Origin of the sequence: Gulosibacter sp. GYB002 (assembly GCF_036577665.1) — a bacterium.
Lineage (GTDB): Bacteria > Actinomycetota > Actinomycetes > Actinomycetales > Microbacteriaceae > Gulosibacter > Gulosibacter hominis.
In genome coordinates, this window is sequence record NZ_JARBDD010000005.1 from 1 (window position 1) to 18,821 (window position 18,821).

Sequence of the window (18,821 nt, forward strand, 5' to 3'; positions counted from 1 at the left end):
CAGGCATGTCACGCTCTTCACCGGTCTCTTCATCGGTGAACTTCGGTGCGGCAACCTCAGCAACCTCACCCTCGGTGACAGTCACCTCGGTGTACACCGGCTGGTAGAGCTTGGCCTGCTCAGTTGCTGTTTTCTGGGCAGTTACCTGAGCTGCAGTCATATCACCAGCAGCGAATGCGTTCGATGCGTTTTCAATGGCCACAGCGCCAACAACGCCGCTGGTTCCGAGGATGGCACCGACGGCCAGAGCAGCAGCGCCACGCCGACGCAGAGGTGTGGTTGAGGATTCCACTCGGTCATTGTTCCGCTTTTGGAAAGTGTCAAAGACCATGAGTTTCTATCTTTCTCTGTCGGGGGGAGGGGAAGGAATTGCCGTGCAACTACTTCTGTTGTTGTTGGCTTCCTATGTTTGACATTATCCGATTCCAGAGTTTTTGTGAAGTCCGGAATTGTTCCACTGATCGACGTGATTCTCCTTAAAGACACTCGACCATTGGGAACATTGCGCATCTGCGGCCCGCAATCTCGCGACCGCACCCATCCCCGCAGCGCTCCGTTCGCCCACCGTTCACCCGCGACAACCATGCTGCATCCAGACACTCGCATCGGCGCCGCAACTACGCGCACCGACCGCGAGCGCATTCCAAACCAGCAGCATCGATAGAGGAAAAATCCGTGAAACTCCGCACCGCTGTGCTCACTGCTGCCGCCGCAGCACTGGCACTTTCGAGCGTCGCAACCACCGCGGTCGCTGAAGAATCCGCATCCAGCACCGAAACCCTGAAGGTCGCCACTTTCAACGCCAGCCTCAACCGCAACGAAGCCGGACAGCTGCAAACCGACCTCGCCACCCCCAACAACGAGCAGGCCCAAAACGTAGCCGAAACCATCCAGCGCACCGAACCCGATGTGGTGCTCATCAACGAGTTCGACTACGACGCCGAAGGCAAATCGGTGCAGCTGTTCAGCGACAACTACCTCAAACAGTCGCAGAACGGCGCGCCGGCCATCGACTACCCCTACTCGTGGAGTGGCCCGGTGAACACCGGTGTGCCCAGCGGTTTCGACCTCAACAACGACGGCGAGGTCGGCGGCCCCGACGACGCGTTCGGGTTCGGCATGTTCCCCGGCCAGTACGGTTTTGTCGTCTACTCGAAATACCCGATCAACGCCGAGGATGTGCGCACCTTCCAGAACTTCCTGTGGCAGGACATGCCCGGCGCCTACCTGCCCGAAAACGCCGACGGCAGCCCGTGGTACAGCGAAGAAGAACTCGCGGCGATGCCGCTGTCATCGAAAACTCATGCCGATATCCCCGTCGACGTGAACGGCACCACCGTGCACGTGCTCGCCGCACACCCCACCCCGCCCTCGTTCGACGGTGAAGAAAAACGCAACCAAAAACGCAACCACGACGAAATCCGCATCTGGAGCGACTACGTCTCGGGCAAGGCCGACTACCTCTACGACGACAAGGGCGTCACCGGTGGCCTCGCACCCGGCGCCAATTTCGTGATCGTCGGTGACTACAACGCCGACCCCTTCGACGGCGACTCGTGGCAGGGTGCGATTGATCAGCTGCTCAACAACGAAAACATCCTCGACCCCAAGCCCGCTTCGGCAGGCGGCGTTGAGGCTGCGGGGCAGGGCGGCGCAAACGAAACCCACGCGGGCGACCCGAAATACGACACGGCCGACTTCAACGACAAGCCCTCCCCCGGCAACCTGCGCGTCGACTACGTGCTCGCAAATAGCTCGGCAACGGCTGTGGATGCTGGCGTGTTCTGGCCCACAAACGACGATGAGCTGTTCCGCCTCACCGGCGAGTACCCCTTCCCCACCTCAGACCACCGCCTTGTGTGGGTGAACTTCGAGTTCCCGGCGGCAGCGTCTGGGACACCGGGGCCGACCGCAACTCCGGATCCCACCGCGACTCCGCTGCCAACCGACGAGGATGGGGCCCCCGCCCCCGAACCCACCGCGACCGCGACCGCGGACCCAGAGGCAACCGATACGCCGCAGCCCACGGCGACTGACAACGGTCGCCAGGATGCAGCCGGCAAGCTCGCGACCACCGGTGCATCCGGTCTGCCGATGCTGGTCGCAGCCGCAGCTGTGGCAATCGCCGGTGGTGTTGCATTCACGCTGCGTCGCCGCAACGCCGACAGCTAACCGTTAGCTATCAGTGGGAGCTCGCCGAGCGCGGGCTCCCACTTTGTTTTTCCGTGCATCCTGCCAGCGCGCAACAACCTGCAACTTGCTGCATCCACGTTGTGTGTGTCTCCGCGTTATTTGTATGTGGCAGAACACACACAAATGACGCGGAGGCACACAAATCCGAACGGGAAGCCGCGGGCACCCGCGGCGAAGGGCGGGAGCGAGCCGCGGGCACCCGGGGCGGGCGCCACAGCGCAAGCGAGCGCCACCCAGACCCACGCGCTGCAACAATAGGGATGCACGAGGGAGGACCACATGGACGCGCTCACCGAACTCTTCGCAATCAGCTGGCAGGAGGCCACCGCGGTCGTCATCTCGACCGTGGCCATTTACCTCGTGTTTTTGCTGCTGGTGCGACTATTCGGCGCCCGCGTGATTTCGCAGCTATCCACCTTCGACGCGCTCGTGGCCATCATGCTCGGCGCGGTCGCCGGCCGCGTCATCCTGATGGACACCCCGGTGCTCCCCGCCGGCATCCTGGGCCTCAGCACGCTCTTTTTACTCGAGGTCACGATCGGTCAGCTCGGCCGCCACACCCGCGCCGATCGGGTCGTGAACCAGCGCCCGATCGTGCTCGTCGATGCCGGCGAAATTTTGGATGCGGGGCTACAGCGGGCGCATATGTCGCGGGATGAACTGGCCAGTTCGCTGCGACTGGCCGGCATCCGCCAACTCAGCGAGGTGGAGCTTGCGGTGTTCGAACCCAATGGTCGGGTCTCGGTGCTGCGTACCGGAGCATCCATCGACGCCGAAGTGCTCGGCTCGGTTCACCGCAGCTCAAAACCGCAGTAAACGGACCAGTCACCGAATCCCGAAGCACCCCCCAGCGCCCTAAGCGACCCAGCGAACAAGCACCCCAAGCATCCCGAAACACCACGTAATCGAGCGCCCAAGCCCAGCCAGTAACGCATCGGCAATCTCGGCCACCTACACTGCGGCACGTGAACCAGCCCGCAAAAGCTCAAAACACCCGGCTGACGATGCTCGACGGCACCGAGCTCAGCCGCCAAGAACAGCGCCGGCGCGCCCGCGCCTGGCAGATGTACGACGTCGCCAACTCAGCGTTCCAGGCGATCGTGGTGACGTTCGTTTTCGCCACCTATCTCGCATCCGATCTGTTCCTCGACCCCGAGGTGGTGGCGCTCGGCGCAGCCGATCCCGACAACCCCGTCTACCGCGCCGCTCAGGCCGGTTCGCAGCAGGTGATTTCGGGACTCGATCTGGCCGCCGCAATTATCGTGGCGGTGCTGGCACCGGCGCTCGGCCGCGCCACCGACGGCAGCGGCCGCCGCAAACGCCTCATGGTGGCGTTTTCGATGGTGACGATCGTCGCAATGTTCGCCATGTTTTTTGTGTACCCCGGCGCCGATTTCCTCTTTTTTGGGGCGCTATTGCTGGCGATCGGCATCGTGTTCTCCGAGCTCGCGGGAGTGAACTACAACGCGATGCTTTCGCAGGTGGCCACGCGCGAAAACGTCGGGCGAGTGTCGGGCACCGGTTGGGGGCTCGGCTATCTCGGATCGATCGTGTTGCTGCTGGTGGTGCTGGTGCTGTTCATCCAAAACTTCAATGGGGATGCACCGGGCGCCGGCATCCTTGGGGTGCCGGATGGGGCTGATGGGGATGCACTCAATATCCGCCTCACGGTGCTCGTTTCAGCGATGTGGTTCTTGCTGTTCATGATCCCGATCATGCGGCGCGTGCCCGAAGCCGCCCCGAACGTCGCCGAAAAGCGGGTGAGTTTGCTCGGCGCCTACCGCGAACTCGGTGCCACTATCGGCCGGCTGTGGCGTGGCGACCGCAAATTGCTGCAATTTTTGCTCGCGTCGGCGGTGTTCCGCGACGGACTGGGCGCGGTGTTCGCCTGGGGCGCGGTGCTCGCCGCTCAGGTATACGGTTTTTCGAGCTCCGAGGTGATCTATTTCGCGGTCGCTGCCAACCTCGCCGCCGGTTTGGGCACGCTCGCCTCGGGGTATGTGGATGACCGCCTCGGCCCCAAACCGGTGATTATTGGTTCATTGCTGTCGCTGATCACGGTTGGCCTCGTCATGATGATGACCCCGAACGACAAGCTATTCTTCTGGGTCTTCGCACTGCTGCTGTGCCTATTTGTTGGACCGGTGCAATCGGCGTCGCGCTCGTACCTGGCCCGGTACACACCCGAGGGCCGGCAGGGCGAAATTTTTGGGCTCTACGCCACCACCGGTCGCGCTGCCGGCTGGCTGTCGAACCTGCTGTACTTCGCGTTCATCACGTGGCTGGCGCATCCAAAAGCTGGTGTGTGGGGCATCCTGATTGTGTTTGCGCTGGGGCTGTTGCTGATGATCACGGTGCCGGCGAAACGCGAAACGGTGCAGCTCTAGGTTGAGCTGTCGGGCAGCGATGCGGCGCTTAGGATGCGACTATGACGCAATGGCTGATCCGTCCCGCCGCGCTGGATGATGTCGATGGCATCGTCACCGTGCACATCGATGCCTGGCGTGAAACCTACGCCGGGCTGCTGCCGGACGAGGTGATTACGGCTCGTTCTGACCGCGCCGAACGCGCCGCAATGTGGGCCAAGGTGCTGCAACCCGGCAGCGAGGCCACGGTGTTTGTCGGCGAGGTTGATGGCCGTGTGGTGGGTTTTGCCTGCGCCGGCCCGGCACGGGATGCGGATGCGCCGGTCGAGTACGAGTTTTGGATGCTCTACACGCTGCAATCAACCCACGGCAGTGGTCTGGGGCAGGCGCTCACGGATGCGGTGCTCGGTGATCGCGAGGCGTACCTGTGGTGCCTGATTGAAAACCGCCGCGGGATGGGCTTCCATCGCCGCAACGGGTTTGTTGTGGATTTGCCGCTGGGCTTGCAGCACGGCGGCGGCGATGTTCGCCTGGTGCGCACGCCGCGGTAAGCGGTGCTGCTGCCGCGGCCGCTGCGCTAGCGGAACCGCAGCAGGCGCAGCGAGTTCAACACCACGAACACACTCGAAAACGCCATCGCGGCGCCGGCGATCATCGGCGAGAGCATCCCGAACGCGGCAAGCGGCAGCGCCAGCACGTTGTATCCGAACGCCCACACCAGGTTTTCGGCGATCACGCGGTTGAGGCGCCGCGACAACCGCACCGCATCCACCGCAGCGTCAAGCCCAGCCCGCACCAGGGTGATGTCGGCAGCCTGCATCGCTGCATCCGTGCCGCCACCCATTGCGATCCCGAGGTCGGCGGTGGCCAGCGCCGGAGCATCGTTCACACCATCGCCCACCATCGCCACGCGCTTACCCTGCGCCTGCAGCTCGGCGATGGCAGCCACCTTCTGCTCGGGCAACACCTCGGCCACCACCTCGTCGATGCCCACCTGTTTGGCGACCGAACGAGCCACCGATCCGGCATCGCCGGTCAACAGCACCGGATGCATCCCCAGCTCACGCAACTGCGCAATCGCCGCCACTGAAGTGTCGCGCACCGCATCCGCAATGCCGATGATGCCAACCGGCCGCTCATCAATGGTGACCATCACCGCTGTCTCGCCGCGCTCACCGTGACCGCGCACGGCATCGGCGAGCGCACCACCAAGATCAGCGGCTGGGCGTGTCACTGACACTCGCATCCCGGCCACTGTCGCGCTCACGCCATGGCCGGTCTGGCTGGTGAAGTCGGTGGCGGCAGGATGCGCACCATCATGAGCGTCAACGATCGCCATGGCGAGTGGATGCTTCGAACCTTCTTCGACGGATGCGGCGATGGCCAGCACCTCGGCCGCATCAAACCCGTCGGCGGCAGTCACGTCAGCCACGCGCATCTGCCCCTCGGTAACGGTGCCGGTTTTATCGAGCACGACCGTGTCGATCGATCGCGCGCGCTCAAGTGCTTCGGGCCCAGATATAAGGATGCCCAGCTGTGCGCCGCGGCCGGTTCCAGCCAGAATCGCAGTTGGGGTGGCAAGTCCCAGCGCACACGGGCAGGCGATGATGAGCACCGCCACCGCGGCGGTGAACGCCATTTCAACCCCGCCACCAACGAGCAGCCACACCACGAGTGTGAGCAGCGATAGCCCGATCACGACCGGCACAAAAACGCTCGAGATGCGGTCGGCAAGGCGCTGAGCCGCGGCCTTACCGCTCTGCGCCTGCTCGACCATCCGGCCCATCTGCGCCAGCTGAGTGTCGGCACCAACGCGGGTGGCTTCCACCACCAGGCGACCGTCGGTGTTCACCGTCGCGCCAATGACCTCGCTCCCCTCGCCAACCTGCACCGGCACCGATTCGCCGGTGAGCATCGAGGTGTCGAGCGCGGCTCGGCCACTGACGACGCGGCCATCGGTTGCCACGCGATCCCCGGGACGAACCACAAACCGGTCGCCAACCCGCAGCTGCGCAACCGGCACGCGGCGACCGTCTTCGAGCTCGGCCTCTTTTGCGCCCAGGCTCAGCAGTGCCCGCAGCGCTGAACCGGCCTGCCGTTTGGCGCGCGCTTCAAAATAGCGCCCGAGCAGCAAAAACGTCACCACGCCGGCAGCGACTTCAAAATAAACATTCCCGAGCCCCGAGGTGGGGGTGGGCTGCCACGCGAAACCGTGACGCATCCCGATCTCACCGGCATGACCGAACACGAGCGCGTACAGCGACCACAGCGTTGCCGCGCTCACCCCGAGCGATACGAGCGTGTCCATGCTCGTGGTGCCGTGGCGTGCGTTCACGAACGCCGCGCGGTGAAACGGCCACGCCGCCCAGGTCACCACCGGCAGCGTGAGCACCATCGACACCCACTGCCAGCCGGCAAACTGCCACGCGGGAACCATCGCCACCGCGATAACTGGCACGCTGAGCACCGCCGCAATAATGAAGCGGCGCAAATAGGCGCGCGCCTCGTCGTTATCGGGCTCGGTCGCTTGTTCGCGATGCTCGGTGGCGTCGTAGCCGGCGGCGCGCACGGTGGCGATGAGTGCATCCACATCGGCGCTGCCGCTCACGCTGGCACGCTCGAGCGCAAAATTCACCGATGCGGTCACACCCGGCATTTTGTTGAGCTTGCGCTCGATGCGGCCCGCGCAGGCCGCGCAGGTCATACCCTGCAGATCGAGTTCGATCGTGTCGGCAGCCGGTTCAGGCAATCGATGTCACCTCGTACCCTGCCTCGGCGATTGCATCGCGAAGCAGCTGCGGGTCGATCGGTGCCTCGCTCGAAATTTCAGCGACACCGGTGTTGTGGTCTACCGCAACCACCGTCACACCGTCAATTTCGCTCAGTTCTTCACGCACGCTCATCTCGCAGTGTCCGCAGGTCATACCGGTGATGTTGAGCTGGGTAATCATGTTGGCTCCTATCGGATCGCGCCGTGTGGGTTATTTATGACAACAAGACTCGTCGTTGACTATTCCGTATGCAACAGTTTCGCCGGCGCGCATCACACAGTTGAGAACTGTTATTGTGTGGAAATCCGCCTTCGGCACTTCGGCATCATGCATCCCGAAAGTTTGAGACACCATGCATCCTGACGCCCCGGAGCAACCGGCCAGCGAAGCATCGCCGCAACCGGCCAGCGAGACTTCGCCACAACCGGCGACCGCACCGATCCTGCCCCGTAAAAAACCCACCGTGCGACAGGTGATTTTCGCATCGATTTGGCTCATCGTTGGCGTCGCCGTGGCGGTGTCGCTCGTAAAACTCGCGTTTTTCAATAGCCGCCAAGCCGATGCGGCCGCCCCCTCGGGCTCGCTCGCCTCGCCCACGGTGACGGTGACGCGCGACACCGTCATCAACGAGTTCACCGCCTCCGGCTCACTCACCGCCGACCCCGGCGTACCCCAGCGAGCCACCGACCAGGGCACGGTCACCGTGGTGTTCGTCAAGCAGGGCGACCGCGTCGAACGCGGCCAGCCGCTATTCGAAGTGCGTGAAGAAATCGGCCAGACCGAACCTGAACCGATTGGCGAGCCCGACCCCACCAGCACCGAGCCGCCCGAAATGTCGACTCCCGAGCCGATCTACCAGTACCACGAGATCGTCGCCACCGCCTCGGGTGTGCTGACCAAATTCACCCCGCTACCAAAAATGCAGGTTGGTGTGGGCGACGTAATCGGCGAGGTCGGCCCCGGCACGTTCACCGCGGTTGCGAATATCAGCGCCGATCTGCAGTTCCGGATGCTCGATCAGCCGTCACAGGCCACAGTTTCGATTGCCGGTGGTCCGGCGCCGTTCGACTGCGGAAAGATCGAGATCGGTGCGGTCGAGGGCGACCAGGCACCGGATGCGGCGCAACCTGATCCGATGTATGCCGACGACCCGTACGCCCCGCCGGCGGAGGGCGGCAACAGCCCCGTCACTGGCCAGCTGCGCTGTGCCGTGCCTGAAGATCAAAAAGTGTTCGCCGGGCTGAGCGCCGAAATCACGGTGGTTTCGGGCAGCGCCGAGGATGTGCTCGTGCTGCCGGTGACCGCGGTGCGCGGCGATTACGCCACCGGCATCGTGTACCTGCCGAGTGATTCTGGCGACCCCGTCGAACAGCCCGTTGAGCTCGGCCTCACCGACGGTGTCATGATCGAAATTAAGTCGGGCCTCAACGAGGGCGACACGGTGCTCGAATATGTGCCGAGCGAAGTGCCCATGTATCAAGAGGACCCGGGCTGGTGACCGAGCCACGCGAGCGGGTGCTCGAGGTGATCGAGGTGACCCGCGAGGTTGACCTTCCCGACGGTGACAAGCTGCGCATCCTGCGCGGGGTGAACCTCACCGTGTACGCGGGCGATCGTGTCGCGGTGCTGGGCCGCTCGGGTGCCGGAAAAACGACCCTGCTCAACCTTTTGGGGATGATCGACCAGCCCACCAGCGGTCAGATCGTGTTCCGCGGCCGGGATGCATCGCGGCTTCCCGCAAACAAACTCGCCAAACTGCGCGGCCGGTCGGTGGGATTTGTGTTCCAGCAGTTCAATCTGCTCGATAATCGCACCGCGCTCGAAAATGTGATGATGCCACTGCACTACGGCACCCCGTGGCAATTTTGGAACCGGCAGGCGCTCGCGGCCCAGGCGCTGGCGCAGGTGGGACTGGCTGATCGCGCCGACCAACTACCGCGCCGGCTTTCGGGTGGTGAACAGCAGCGCGTTGCCATCGCCCGCGCGATCGTGCGTCGGCCGCAGCTGCTGCTGGCCGATGAGCCCACCGGCGCACTCGATGTTGGCACCGCCCGCGATGTGATGTCGCTGCTGAAATCGAGCAGTAAACACACCGGTGCGGCGCTGCTCACCATCACGCACGATTTGCAGGTGGCGGCACAATTCGACCGCATCCTGGTACTACAAAATGGTGTGCTCACCGAGTGCACGGTGGCTGAGGCCGAGCGGCTGCTCACCGAGCAGGTAAAAGCTGCAGCCCCCGCAGCCGACAGCGAGGTGGATGCATGACTACCGAACGCAAGCGGATCAGGGCTCGGCAGCCGCGCGAGAATGAGCGAGGCGCCCGCCTCACTGGGTTTGTGGCGCTCATTGTGGACGCGTGGCATGAGCTGCGCGTGAACCGGCTGCGCATCCTGCTGGCGCTTATCGGTATTACCGTTGCCGTGATTGGGCTCACCGGCGCGCTGGGCGTGGGGCAGATTGCCGCGAGCGTCACCCAACAGACAAGTGAACGCAGCGGCGGACGCACCGCCACCGTGCAGGTGACGGGTCGATACACGCCCGAACAGCTCGATCGGCTGCAGCGACTGCCGAACGATTTCGGGGTTACCCACCATTCGATGCACACCGAAGCGAATGGCACCGCCTGGACTCCGAGCCAGAAAATTCCGGTGGATTTGTATGCCATCGATCCCGTTTACAGCACTATTTTCCGGCAGCCAATCAGCCAGGGCCGGGTTTTGCAGGAGTCAGATGCCGACCTGCTGGCGCCCGCCATCGTCATCAATGAAAAGCTGTGGCAGGTGCTCGGCGAACCAAATATTTCATCCGGTGCCACGGTCGATTTTCGTGACGGCGACCGGCGACAGCTGTTCACCATTGTCGGCGTTGCCAAAGCCGAGTTTGGCGAGTTTGAACAGCCACGCGCCTGGTTTTTGTTTGACCAGCTGGAGCTCATGCCGGGCGTGCAGCCCGATCAGCTCAACGTGAACCTGTTCATGTGGGTGCCGCCCGAGATCGGCGACCAGCTCGCCTATCAGCTCAATGAACAGCTCAGTTCGAGTGGGATGACCGCCTTCCGCAGCGACTGGGGACAGCAGGCCGCGCAATCAACAGCGGTGATCACCTGGCTCGTAATCGGAGCCGCCGCCGGAATGTTCGCGCTCGGCGCGCTGGGGCTCATCAACATCAACATCGTGACCATGCAGCAGCGTGTGCGCGAAATCGGTATTCGCCGCAGCTACGGGGCAACCAGTGCTCGCATCTTTTTCGGTGTGTTGCTCGAATCGGTGGTCGCCACGTTCATCGCCGGCATCGTCGGTGTGACCCTCACCGTGATCGCGCTACAAAACCCGTTGACGCTCGGGTTTTTCCGCGACATGGGGCTGGTTGAGGCGCCACCGTTCCCGATGGTGCCAGCACTGATCGGCCTGGCGGCGGCCACCGTGGTGGGTGCGCTCGCCGGGGCGCTGCCGGCGTTCAAAGCCACGCGCGTGCAAATCATCGACGCGATTCGCTATTGATCGCGCATCTCAGCGTGTCAGTCAGCCGCTGCCCGTATCGTGGCCGTATGCAGAACATCACGGTCGACGAGCTGGGCAAGCTCGGCGAAAACATCAACCTGATCGATATCCGCGAGCCCTACGAGCACGACGAGGTGCGCGTGCCGTTCGCCAAGCACATTCCGCTGAGCGAGCTCGATGCCCGCATCGATGAGCTCGGCGAAAACCCCTACATCATGTGCCACGGTGGCGGCCGCTCGGCCCGCACCGTGCAGCTGCTCGCCCAGCAGGGCATCGAAACCACCAATGTTTCGGGCGGCATTTCGGCCTGGGAAGCAGCCGGCCTGCCGGTTGAACGCGGATAGCACATTGCCAGGCTCCGAGCGGGTGCGCCAGCTCGCCGCCAAACGCGGTGGGCCGGCGCACCTGCTCATTGAGCACCGCGGCGAAATTGTTGTCGACCACCGCATCGGGGTTGGCCCGCGAGCCGCATTCTGGCCGTTTTCGGTGTCGAAGATCTTCATTGCGGCGCTGGTGTGGTCGCTGATCGCCGACGGCACACTCGACCCGCACACCCCCATCGTCGAGCACTGGCCCGAGTTCGCGAGCGCCAGCTCGGCAGCCGAGGCAAAATCGGCAATCACCGTGATGGATGTGCTCACGCACCGCTCCGGGCTGCCGCGTCCGGGCGGTCCGGCGCGTGAAATTTTGGCGCTGGGAGATTACGCCCGCAATATCCGGCAAATTGAAGCCGCATCCCCCATTCGCCCACCAAGCGGCCGACCCGCCTATGAGTGGCTGGCGTGGGGCTACATCCTCGGTGAACTGGCCTGCCGCGCCACCGGCACGAGCGGCATACGGGATGCGGGGCGCCCACTTGCCGAACTGCTGCGGCAGCGCGTGCTCGACCCGATTGGGGCACACGACACGTTTTTGGGCTTGCCCGCCACCGAACGCTGGCGCGCGGTGCCGATGACCGCTCGCGGCCCGGCAACACTGCCGGTTGCCACGGTGCTCAATAGCGCCCGCGTGCGCGAGGCGGTGATTCCCGCCGGTGGCGTTTCAACCACCGCCCACGATGCCCTGCGGCTGCTGCGCGAACTGCGCGCGGGCGGTGAACGGCTGGGGTTGCGTCCAGAACATGTGGCGCAGCTGATCGCCCCGTCGAACGACGGCGAATATGACCCGTTCGCGGGTTCGCGCACCTGGTGGGGACATGGCGTGCAGCTGGGGCACCCGGCAGCGCACGCGGTCAACGCCTCGGCGTTCGGCCGGCTCACCTCCGAACGCGCCTGGGGTCACAACGGTTCAAATGTGGCAACCGCCTGGCACGACCCCGATCGGGATCTGAGCTTCGTGTATTTTTCGGGCATCATCGAAATGTTCCCCGTCAACCGGATGCGGTTTCTGCAGCTTCAGGACGCGGCGGTGCGCGCGGCCGACAGCACGAATTAGCGACCGGCTACGCTGAACGCCATGGGTGATCTGGCTGGTGAACTGCTGCAGCGGGTGTGGGGCTATCCCGATTTTCGCGGTAATCAGCGCGAAATCATCGACCATGTCATCGCCGGCGGTGACGCCCTCGTGCTCATGCCAACCGGCGGCGGCAAATCGCTGTGCTACCAGGTGCCCGCGCTCGCCCGCCCCGGCACCGGGGTGGTGATCTCGCCGCTGATCGCGCTCATGCACGACCAGGTGGATGCACTCGCGCAGCTCGGCGTGCGTGCCGCCTACCTCAACTCGACGCTCGATCAACCCAGCCGCCAGGCGGTCGAACAGCAGTTTTTGGCCGGCGAGCTCGATTTGCTCTACCTGGCGCCCGAGCGGTTGCAGCAGTCGCTGCCGCTGCTGCAGCGCGGCACAATTTCGCTGTTCGCAATCGACGAGGCACACTGCGTTTCGCAGTGGGGGCACGATTTCCGCCCCGACTATTTGCAGCTGGGCATTCTCGGCGACACCTGGCCCGATGTGCCTCGTATCGCACTGACTGCCACGGCCACGGTGCAAACCCGCGAAGAAATTGTCGAGCGGCTGCAGCTGACCGAAGCCCGCCGTTTTATTTCGAGCTTCGACCGGCCAAATATTCAGTACCGCATCGTGCCCAAAGACCGGGTGAGTGATTCCCTCATCCGATTCATCCGCCGCGAACACGCTGGCGACTCGGGGGTCGTCTACTGTCTGTCACGCAAATCAACCGAGCAGTTCGCCGCCAAACTCACCGCCGCGGGCCTACCCGCGCTCCCCTATCACGCTGGGCTACCGGCCGAAACGCGGGCCGATCACCAGGCGCGGTTTTTGCGTGAAGAGGGGCTGATTATTTGCGCCACGATCGCGTTCGGGATGGGGATTGACAAACCCGATGTGCGCTTCGTTGCGCATGTTGATCTGCCAAAATCGGTGGAGGGCTACTACCAAGAAACCGGCCGCGCGGGCCGGGATGGCGAACCGGCCACGGCCTGGCTTGCCTATGGCTTGAACGATGTGGTGCAGCTGCGCCGCATGATCGATCAGGGTGCCGGCGACGAGTTCTATCGCCGCCAGCAATCGCTGCATCTGGATGCGATGCTGGCCCTGTGCGAAACCGCCGGTTGTCGTCGCCAGATGCTGCTCGCCTACTTTGGTGAGGACTCTGCACCCTGCGGCAATTGCGACAACTGTCTGCAGCCACCCGAAACCTGGGATGGCACCGTTGCGGCCCAGAAGCTGATGTCGACCGTTGTTCGGCTCAACAGCGAGCGCGGGCAGCGCTTTGGTGCCGGGGCGAGCATCGATATTTTGCTCGGCCGCAAAACCGAGCGCACGCAGCGTTTTAACCACGAGTCGCTGTCGACGTTCGGAATCGGTGGCGAGTTGGATGAGGCCGGTTGGCGGGCGGTGGTGCGGCAGCTGCTCGCGCAGCGCTATGTGGATGCGGTGGGCGAATACGGAGTGCTGGTGGTCACCGAACGCGGTGGCGAGGTGCTTTCGGGCCATGAGCGGGTCACCCTGCGGAAGGATCCGAAACGCCAATCGGCGACTCCTCGCCGCCGCGTATCGAGCGCACTGGAGGAGCTCTCAACGGATCAGCGCAAGCGCTTCGATGCGCTGCGCGAATGGCGGCTTGAGATCGCCCGCGCCCAGGGAGTGCCGGCCTATGTGGTGTTCACGGATGCGACCCTGCGGCAGATCGCAATCGAACGGCCGAGCACCACGGCCGAGCTGGCAGAAATTTCGGGTGTGGGCCGCAGCAAACTCGAAAACTACGGCGACGAAGTGCTCGAAGTGCTTGCCCTCCAGCAGGGCACCTAAGTAACCCACAACTCAACGTCTGACCACCTCGCCGGGGCACCGGTTCGGGAAAACGGAACCATGTCGTTGTGCGGGTAACTGCGCATTACAGCCGGTAGTTCAACTGCCGGAGATAAGTCAAGCTGTCGATGTAAGTACTGGATCAACGTCAACTGTCCGAATGCACGGTTCATTACGTCACGCATTGGTGCTAAACGCTGGTCGTTATTCAACTTGGGTTGCATACCGTAAACCCTGTTGAACATGCGCGCATGATGGGCCACAAGATTCCGTAAGACGTTGAGTGACCTCAGCCACGACTGAAGTTGCGGGCCGGTCAGCGCGCATCGAGATGCGATCTTGTCACGGGCAGTCTGTGGCGCCATTTCATACAGGTACGAAAGCATGCCCCAATCCATGATTTCTACGGCAGCCCATATCGGCATTTCGCCACGGTAATTGACGCGGTGATGAATGACAAAGTCTTCTTGAGAGGTCTCCAGTTTGCTTTCATACTTACGCAACCAGATTGCGTGCACAGTCCTACCGCTCCTACCTAATTGTCGTGCCTTCGGACCAAGCCTGTCTGGTTTGAGGTGGATGAGCGGATCCAACCGACCAAGCTCATGCCCGAGCATGGCTCGAATCGCCATTTCGATACGGTCTAATTCAATGAACACACCGTGTCGTAACCGTTCGTCAAATTCATAGAGTTGCACAACAAGTTCGAATGAAGCACCGGGCTGGAACTCGTCTAACGCTGGCCCATCTCCTTGTGGAAAGCGGCGCATGGGGTACCAATATCCGGACAGCCGGTAGTAGTTGAGCCGCGCGAGCAGGTGTTCGGCTCTCGATTCCCCCTCGACCCGCATACCGCGAGCGCGAAGTAGTTCGACTTGTTCGGAGTACGTTTTGAAATGCTTTGTCGGAGTCAACTGTTTGGCTGCCTCTCTCGTACAGCATCGGACGAAAAGCACTATCTAAAACAAGGACCGGCCCTGGACTCCCCGCACAGCGGGCAGCGGAACCGGTCTTATTAAGCACCAATATACACCCTCATCTGAGGAGTAGCAAATACACACGGCCCCTGCCTGCGCACCGCCACTGTGCGCTCAACCGGATCGCTAGAAGTTCATCCGAATAAAAAACAGCGCCGCACCGGCCAAAAACAGCACGGCCCCGCTGACAATGAGCGCGATCGCCGGCCGCCGTTCATTTTCGGGCTTATGGCTGCTCACCACAGTGGGCAGTGTTTCATCTTCGAGACCGTGCACCCAGCGCTGCTGACTGTCGAAATTGGCCGGCACTTCCAGCCCGTCATCGACGCTGCTGTCGCCCGCGTCCGATCCAAAAACGGGATGCGCGGGGCGACTCAGCGCCCGCAGCCGCGCCACCCCAAAACCGATCAGCAGCACGCCCGCCAGAATCAGCACGCTGGCGAACACAAACATCGCGGCCTGCTTGACGAACAGGCTCAAAAACGACATCACAGTTTTGAGCCTCGCACTTCAAAGGTGTTGCACGCACCAACGCCCTGCTCGTACCCGGTCATGAGCCAGCGGGTGCGCTGCTCGCTGGTGCCGTGTGAAAACGTTTCGGGCTGCACTCGCATCCCCGACTGGCGCTGAATCGTGTCGTCGCCAATCGCCTGCGCCGCCGAGATGGTCTGCTCAATTTCTTCACGGGTCGGCTCGCGCAAAATCTGGTTGCCCTGCGCATCCGTGGCCCGGGTGGCACCGCCCATCCAGGCACCCGCATAGCAGTCGGCCTGCAACTCGAGCCGCACCATACCGCCGGTGGGTCCGAGATCTCGGTGGTCGACCTGCGAGAGGATGCCCTGCTGGTGCTGGATGTGGTGGCCCCACTCGTGCGCCAACACATACATTTCAGCGAGTGGCCCGCCGGATGCACCAAACCGGTCGGTGAGGATCTGGAAGAACGCGCCGTCAATGTAGATCGACTCGTCGGCCGGGCAGTAGAACGGCCCCACCGCGTTCGACGCGGCACCGCAGGCGCTATTGGTCGAGTTGTCATACAGAATCACCGACGGGTCGCGATAGTCGCGCACCCCCAGGTCGGCAGCCTCGGCAGCCCAAAATTGCTCGAGAGTAACCGCCCCGCCCTCCATGCGGCAGTCGATGGATTCATTTGCCTGAGCACCGGTGCACTGCAGGTTTTCCTCCTGCTGCTGCGAGCTCCCCGCGCTCGGCACAAAAAACTGTGTGACATCAACGCCAAGAAATTGCATCGACAAAAATCCGAGGATGAGCACCAGTGCGCCACCGCCACCGGCGGCAGCAACTCCACCGCGGCGGCGCCGCACATTTCGCGAATCAAAATTCGCATTGTCGTTAAACGTCATGTCACTAATCTATCGGCGCCGCGAAACAACACGTGGCTAAAACCCAAACACCGCGAGGCCCGACCGGCGCGGACGGGCCCCACAGCATCCAATAACTATCGGCGATCACGCTGCGAACGCAGGGTTTTTTCATGCACCGGGGCATCACCGGATGCGCGCAGCTGCTCGTAATACTGCGCCGCTTCAGCCTGCCGCTCGGCCTCAGCACCGGTGGCGATCTTGGCTCGCAGATGCGCATCCTCATACCCGTATGCTGCCACGAGATCCTGCGCGTGCGGGCGCAGTTTTGCAACCAGCCGGTTGAGATACGACGACACCATCCGTGCCCGCTGCACCGTCAACCGACCCGACATCAAATACCAGCCGAGGTCGCGCTCAATGACCTCGAGCCCGTACAGGTCTCGCAGGGCGGTGAGGATGCGATGGGTATCGCTGGCGGGATCAAAACGGTCGAGCGCGCGCGTAAACGACTCCCACTGCAGCAATTCGCCGTAGGCCCGCCCCGCCATAATCAACTTGTGCTGCTGCTGATTAAACACATCCCGCTGCACCTGCTTCGACTCGTTCCGCACCCGCGCAAGCGCCGCCGCAATCTCACCAATCGGTTCTTCCACCCGCGCGGCGAGCAACTGCCGCTGATGCACGGGGTCACGCAACCAACCCACCGAGCGGCCAAACCGGCCAAAGTCACCAACATTGGCACCCAGCCGCGCCAGCCCAATACCGCGGTAGGCGCGCGACCCAACCTGTGAGGCGACGGTGCGCACCGCATCCTGTTTTAAACGGGCAAGGTGATCGTCAAGCAAACGCTTCCCCACCAGCTGCAACAGCACATTGTTGTCGCCCTCGAAGGTGGCGTACACGTCCATATCGGCGCGCAACCCCACCAGGCGGTTTTCGGCGAGGAATCCCGCGCCACCGCATGCCTCACGCGCGAGCTGCAGACTGTCGAGCGCCTGCCAGGTGGCGACCGGTTTCAGCGCCGCCGCCAGGGTTTCGAGATCGGCACGGTTTTCGGGGGTGTCGGCAATGTCTTGGAACACCTCGTGGAACTTTCGCAGCAGCTCATCGTGCGCGAAGGTTGCCGCATAGGCGCGCGCCACCTCGGGAAGCAGCCGGCGCTGGTGGCGCTGATAGTCGAGCAGCGTCACCTCATCGCCGTCACCGCCGGCAAACTGTCGCCGCTGATTGCCATAGGTGACCGCAATCGCGGTGGCGGCGCGCATCGCCACCGCCGAGGCGCCGTCGAGCGAAACGCGCCCCTGAACGAGCGTGCCGAGCATCGTAAAAAAGCGTCGGCCGGGCGAATCGATCGGCGAACTATAGGTGCCATCGGCGGCCACATCGCCATAGCGGTTCAGCAAGTAGTCGCGGGGAATGCGCACATTCGTGAAGTGCAGGCGGCCGTTATCGATACCGTTGAGACCGCCCTTGAGGCCGTCATCTTCGCCACCAACGCCGGGCAAAAAATTGCCATCGTCATCGCGCAGCGGCACAAAAAAACAGTGCACACCGTGGTTCACTCCCCCGGTGATCAGCTGCGCGAACACGGTCGCGGCTCGGCCGTGCAGCGCCGCATTGCCCAAATAGTCTTTCCAGGCGCCGCGGAACGGGGTGTGGATGATGAACTCTTCGGTTTCGGGATCGTAGGTGGCGGTGGTGCCAATCGAGGCGACATCCGAGCCGTGCCCGGTTTCGGTCATCGCAAACGCGCCGGGCAGCTCGAGACTCATCACCTCGCGCAGCCAGCGATCGTGGTGCACCTCGGTGCCCAGGTGCAAAATCGCGGCCCCAAACAGCCCCCACTGCACGCCGCCCTTGATCTGCAGGCTGGGGTCGGCGAGCACGAGCTCTTCAAACGCGGCGATATTGCCACCGGCCGTGTTGCCACCGCCATACTTCACCGGATACGCGAGCGCCGGCGTACCGGTTTCGACCAGTTTGCGGCTCTGTTCGAGTACGCGCTCGCGATGCGCATCCATGCCGAGACTATCGTCGCGCCAGAACACCGGGTTGGCGGCATTGCGGCGCCCCGCAAGTCGTTCTTTTGGCCAGCTGCCGAGCAGTGCCTGATGCACGGCCTCGCGGTCAATTCGGCCGCCGGCTGCCGCCGCATCGAGTTCGGGGTCTTCGAGTGAATCGGCAGCCACGGCCGCTTCAGTAGTTGACAGGTCTTCGGTTGCTGAGTCGGCCGTCTGTGGCCGGGATGCGCCTGGTTGCGTTGACATATCGAGCCTCCGTTCACGCGCCATTGCGTTATCGGAATCACGCTATGACCGTCGCCACAGGTGAACGGGGAAGTTTTGCCCGCCAACACAAGCTACCCTCCACAATCGAACCGCCAGCTTGTAGGGTTCGCGCAAATAGACCGCAAACGCAT

17 protein-coding genes are annotated in these 18,821 nt (G+C 63.2%); 10 read left to right on the forward strand and 7 right to left on the reverse strand.

From position 1 onward, the window contains the following. A partial coding sequence (locus PV375_RS03745) for a hypothetical protein (RefSeq protein WP_332106187.1) occupies nt 1–292 on the reverse strand: 292 nt, incomplete at its 3' end. 383 nt (nt 293–675) lie between these two features. On the opposite strand from PV375_RS03745, the gene PV375_RS03750 reads away from it, so the two are divergent. The 4 genes from PV375_RS03750 to PV375_RS03765 all read left to right on the forward strand — a co-directional run bounded on the left by PV375_RS03750 (nt 676) and on the right by PV375_RS03765 (nt 5,110). Then, on the forward strand, nt 676–2,172 hold the full coding sequence (locus tag PV375_RS03750; protein ID WP_332106188.1) for an endonuclease/exonuclease/phosphatase family protein: 1,497 nt from the start codon (nt 676–678) through the stop codon (nt 2,170–2,172). A gap of 300 nt (nt 2,173–2,472) precedes the next feature. Beyond that, the gene (locus tag PV375_RS03755; RefSeq protein ID WP_332106189.1) at nt 2,473–3,009 is read left to right on the forward strand and encodes a DUF421 domain-containing protein; all 537 of its coding nucleotides are present in this window, start codon (nt 2,473–2,475) and stop codon (nt 3,007–3,009) included. 149 nt (nt 3,010–3,158) lie between these two features. After that, the gene (locus tag PV375_RS03760) at nt 3,159–4,580 is read left to right on the forward strand and encodes an MFS transporter (protein WP_332106190.1); all 1,422 of its coding nucleotides are present in this window, start codon (nt 3,159–3,161) and stop codon (nt 4,578–4,580) included. Nucleotides 4,581–4,621: 41 nt separating this feature from the next. After that, nucleotides 4,622–5,110 (forward strand): GNAT family N-acetyltransferase, encoded by a 489-nt coding sequence (locus PV375_RS03765; protein ID WP_332106191.1) that lies wholly within the window; start codon nt 4,622–4,624, stop codon nt 5,108–5,110. Nucleotides 5,111–5,136: 26 nt separating this feature from the next. Here the strand turns inward: PV375_RS03765 and PV375_RS03770 are convergent, their stop codons facing one another. Both PV375_RS03770 and PV375_RS03775 read right to left on the reverse strand, forming a co-directional pair. Continuing rightward, on the reverse strand, nt 5,137–7,308 hold the full coding sequence (locus PV375_RS03770) for a heavy metal translocating P-type ATPase (RefSeq protein WP_332106192.1): 2,172 nt from the start codon (nt 7,306–7,308) through the stop codon (nt 5,137–5,139). Continuing rightward, nucleotides 7,301–7,510 carry a heavy-metal-associated domain-containing protein gene (locus tag PV375_RS03775; protein ID WP_201518334.1) on the reverse strand — a complete coding sequence of 70 codons (210 nt, stop codon included), beginning with the start codon at nt 7,508–7,510 and terminating at the stop codon, nt 7,301–7,303. Before PV375_RS03775 ends, PV375_RS03770 begins: the two co-directional genes overlap by 8 nt. A 172-nt stretch (nt 7,511–7,682) precedes the next feature. Here PV375_RS03775 and PV375_RS03780 point away from each other — a divergent pair, with 172 nt between their 5' ends. Genes PV375_RS03780 through recQ form a run of 6 tightly spaced genes read left to right on the forward strand, consistent with a single transcriptional unit; the run spans nt 7,683 to nt 14,100 of the window. Then, the gene (locus PV375_RS03780) at nt 7,683–8,828 is read left to right on the forward strand and encodes an efflux RND transporter periplasmic adaptor subunit (protein ID WP_332106193.1); all 1,146 of its coding nucleotides are present in this window, start codon (nt 7,683–7,685) and stop codon (nt 8,826–8,828) included. Continuing rightward, nucleotides 8,825–9,598: an ABC transporter ATP-binding protein gene (locus PV375_RS03785; protein WP_201518336.1), complete on the forward strand. Its 774-nt coding sequence runs from the start codon at nt 8,825–8,827 to the stop codon at nt 9,596–9,598. Before PV375_RS03780 ends, PV375_RS03785 begins: the two co-directional genes overlap by 4 nt. Then, entirely contained in the window at nt 9,595–10,833 is a 1,239-nt protein-coding gene (locus tag PV375_RS03790; protein ID WP_201518337.1) for an ABC transporter permease, read from the forward strand. Before PV375_RS03785 ends, PV375_RS03790 begins: the two co-directional genes overlap by 4 nt. Nucleotides 10,834–10,880: 47 nt before the next feature. Further along, on the forward strand, nt 10,881–11,177 hold the full coding sequence (locus PV375_RS03795) for a rhodanese-like domain-containing protein (RefSeq protein ID WP_201518338.1): 297 nt from the start codon (nt 10,881–10,883) through the stop codon (nt 11,175–11,177). Nucleotides 11,178–11,181: 4 nt separating this feature from the next. After that, nucleotides 11,182–12,267 (forward strand): serine hydrolase domain-containing protein, encoded by a 1,086-nt coding sequence (locus PV375_RS03800; protein WP_332106194.1) that lies wholly within the window; start codon nt 11,182–11,184, stop codon nt 12,265–12,267. A 21-nt stretch (nt 12,268–12,288) separates the two neighbouring features. Further along, a complete protein-coding gene (gene recQ, locus PV375_RS03805; protein WP_332106195.1) occupies nt 12,289–14,100 on the forward strand; it encodes a DNA helicase RecQ in 1,812 nt (603 codons plus the stop codon). On the opposite strand, the gene PV375_RS03810 is transcribed toward recQ, so the two are convergent. From PV375_RS03810 to PV375_RS03825, 4 genes are all read right to left on the reverse strand, one after another. Continuing rightward, nucleotides 14,097–15,014 (reverse strand): Abi family protein, encoded by a 918-nt coding sequence (locus PV375_RS03810; protein WP_332106196.1) that lies wholly within the window; start codon nt 15,012–15,014, stop codon nt 14,097–14,099. The two genes, recQ and PV375_RS03810, sit on opposite strands and share 4 nt — an antisense overlap. Before the next feature lie 189 nt (nt 15,015–15,203). Then, a complete protein-coding gene (locus tag PV375_RS03815; RefSeq protein ID WP_332106197.1) occupies nt 15,204–15,569 on the reverse strand; it encodes a hypothetical protein in 366 nt (121 codons plus the stop codon). Beyond that, entirely contained in the window at nt 15,566–16,441 is an 876-nt protein-coding gene (ypfJ, locus tag PV375_RS03820; protein ID WP_332106198.1) for a KPN_02809 family neutral zinc metallopeptidase, read from the reverse strand. Before ypfJ ends, PV375_RS03815 begins: the two co-directional genes overlap by 4 nt. Nucleotides 16,442–16,536: 95 nt before the next feature. Further along, nucleotides 16,537–18,669, reverse strand: a complete 2,133-nt coding sequence (locus PV375_RS03825) for an acyl-CoA dehydrogenase family protein (RefSeq protein ID WP_332106199.1) — start codon at nt 18,667–18,669, stop codon at nt 16,537–16,539. Nucleotides 18,670–18,821: the final 152 nt, after the last annotated feature.

What these genes read in the sequence shown, in the direction of transcription:
- PV375_RS03755 (WP_332106189.1), top strand. Translation starts at nt 2,473, where the DNA reads ATGGACGCGCTCACCGAACTCTTCGCAATCAGCTGGCAGGAGGCCACC.
- PV375_RS03765 (WP_332106191.1), top strand. Translation starts at nt 4,622, where the DNA reads ATGACGCAATGGCTGATCCGTCCCGCCGCGCTGGATGATGTCGATGGC.
- PV375_RS03775 (WP_201518334.1), bottom strand. Translation starts at nt 7,510, where the DNA reads ATGATTACCCAGCTCAACATCACCGGTATGACCTGCGGACACTGCGAG.
- PV375_RS03780 (WP_332106193.1), top strand. Translation starts at nt 7,683, where the DNA reads ATGCATCCTGACGCCCCGGAGCAACCGGCCAGCGAAGCATCGCCGCAA.
- PV375_RS03790 (WP_201518337.1), top strand. Translation starts at nt 9,595, where the DNA reads ATGACTACCGAACGCAAGCGGATCAGGGCTCGGCAGCCGCGCGAGAAT.
- PV375_RS03795 (WP_201518338.1), top strand. Translation starts at nt 10,881, where the DNA reads ATGCAGAACATCACGGTCGACGAGCTGGGCAAGCTCGGCGAAAACATC.
- recQ (WP_332106195.1), top strand. Translation starts at nt 12,289, where the DNA reads ATGGGTGATCTGGCTGGTGAACTGCTGCAGCGGGTGTGGGGCTATCCC.
- ypfJ (WP_332106198.1), bottom strand. Translation starts at nt 16,441, where the DNA reads ATGACGTTTAACGACAATGCGAATTTTGATTCGCGAAATGTGCGGCGC.
- PV375_RS03825 (WP_332106199.1), bottom strand. Translation starts at nt 18,669, where the DNA reads ATGTCAACGCAACCAGGCGCATCCCGGCCACAGACGGCCGACTCAGCA.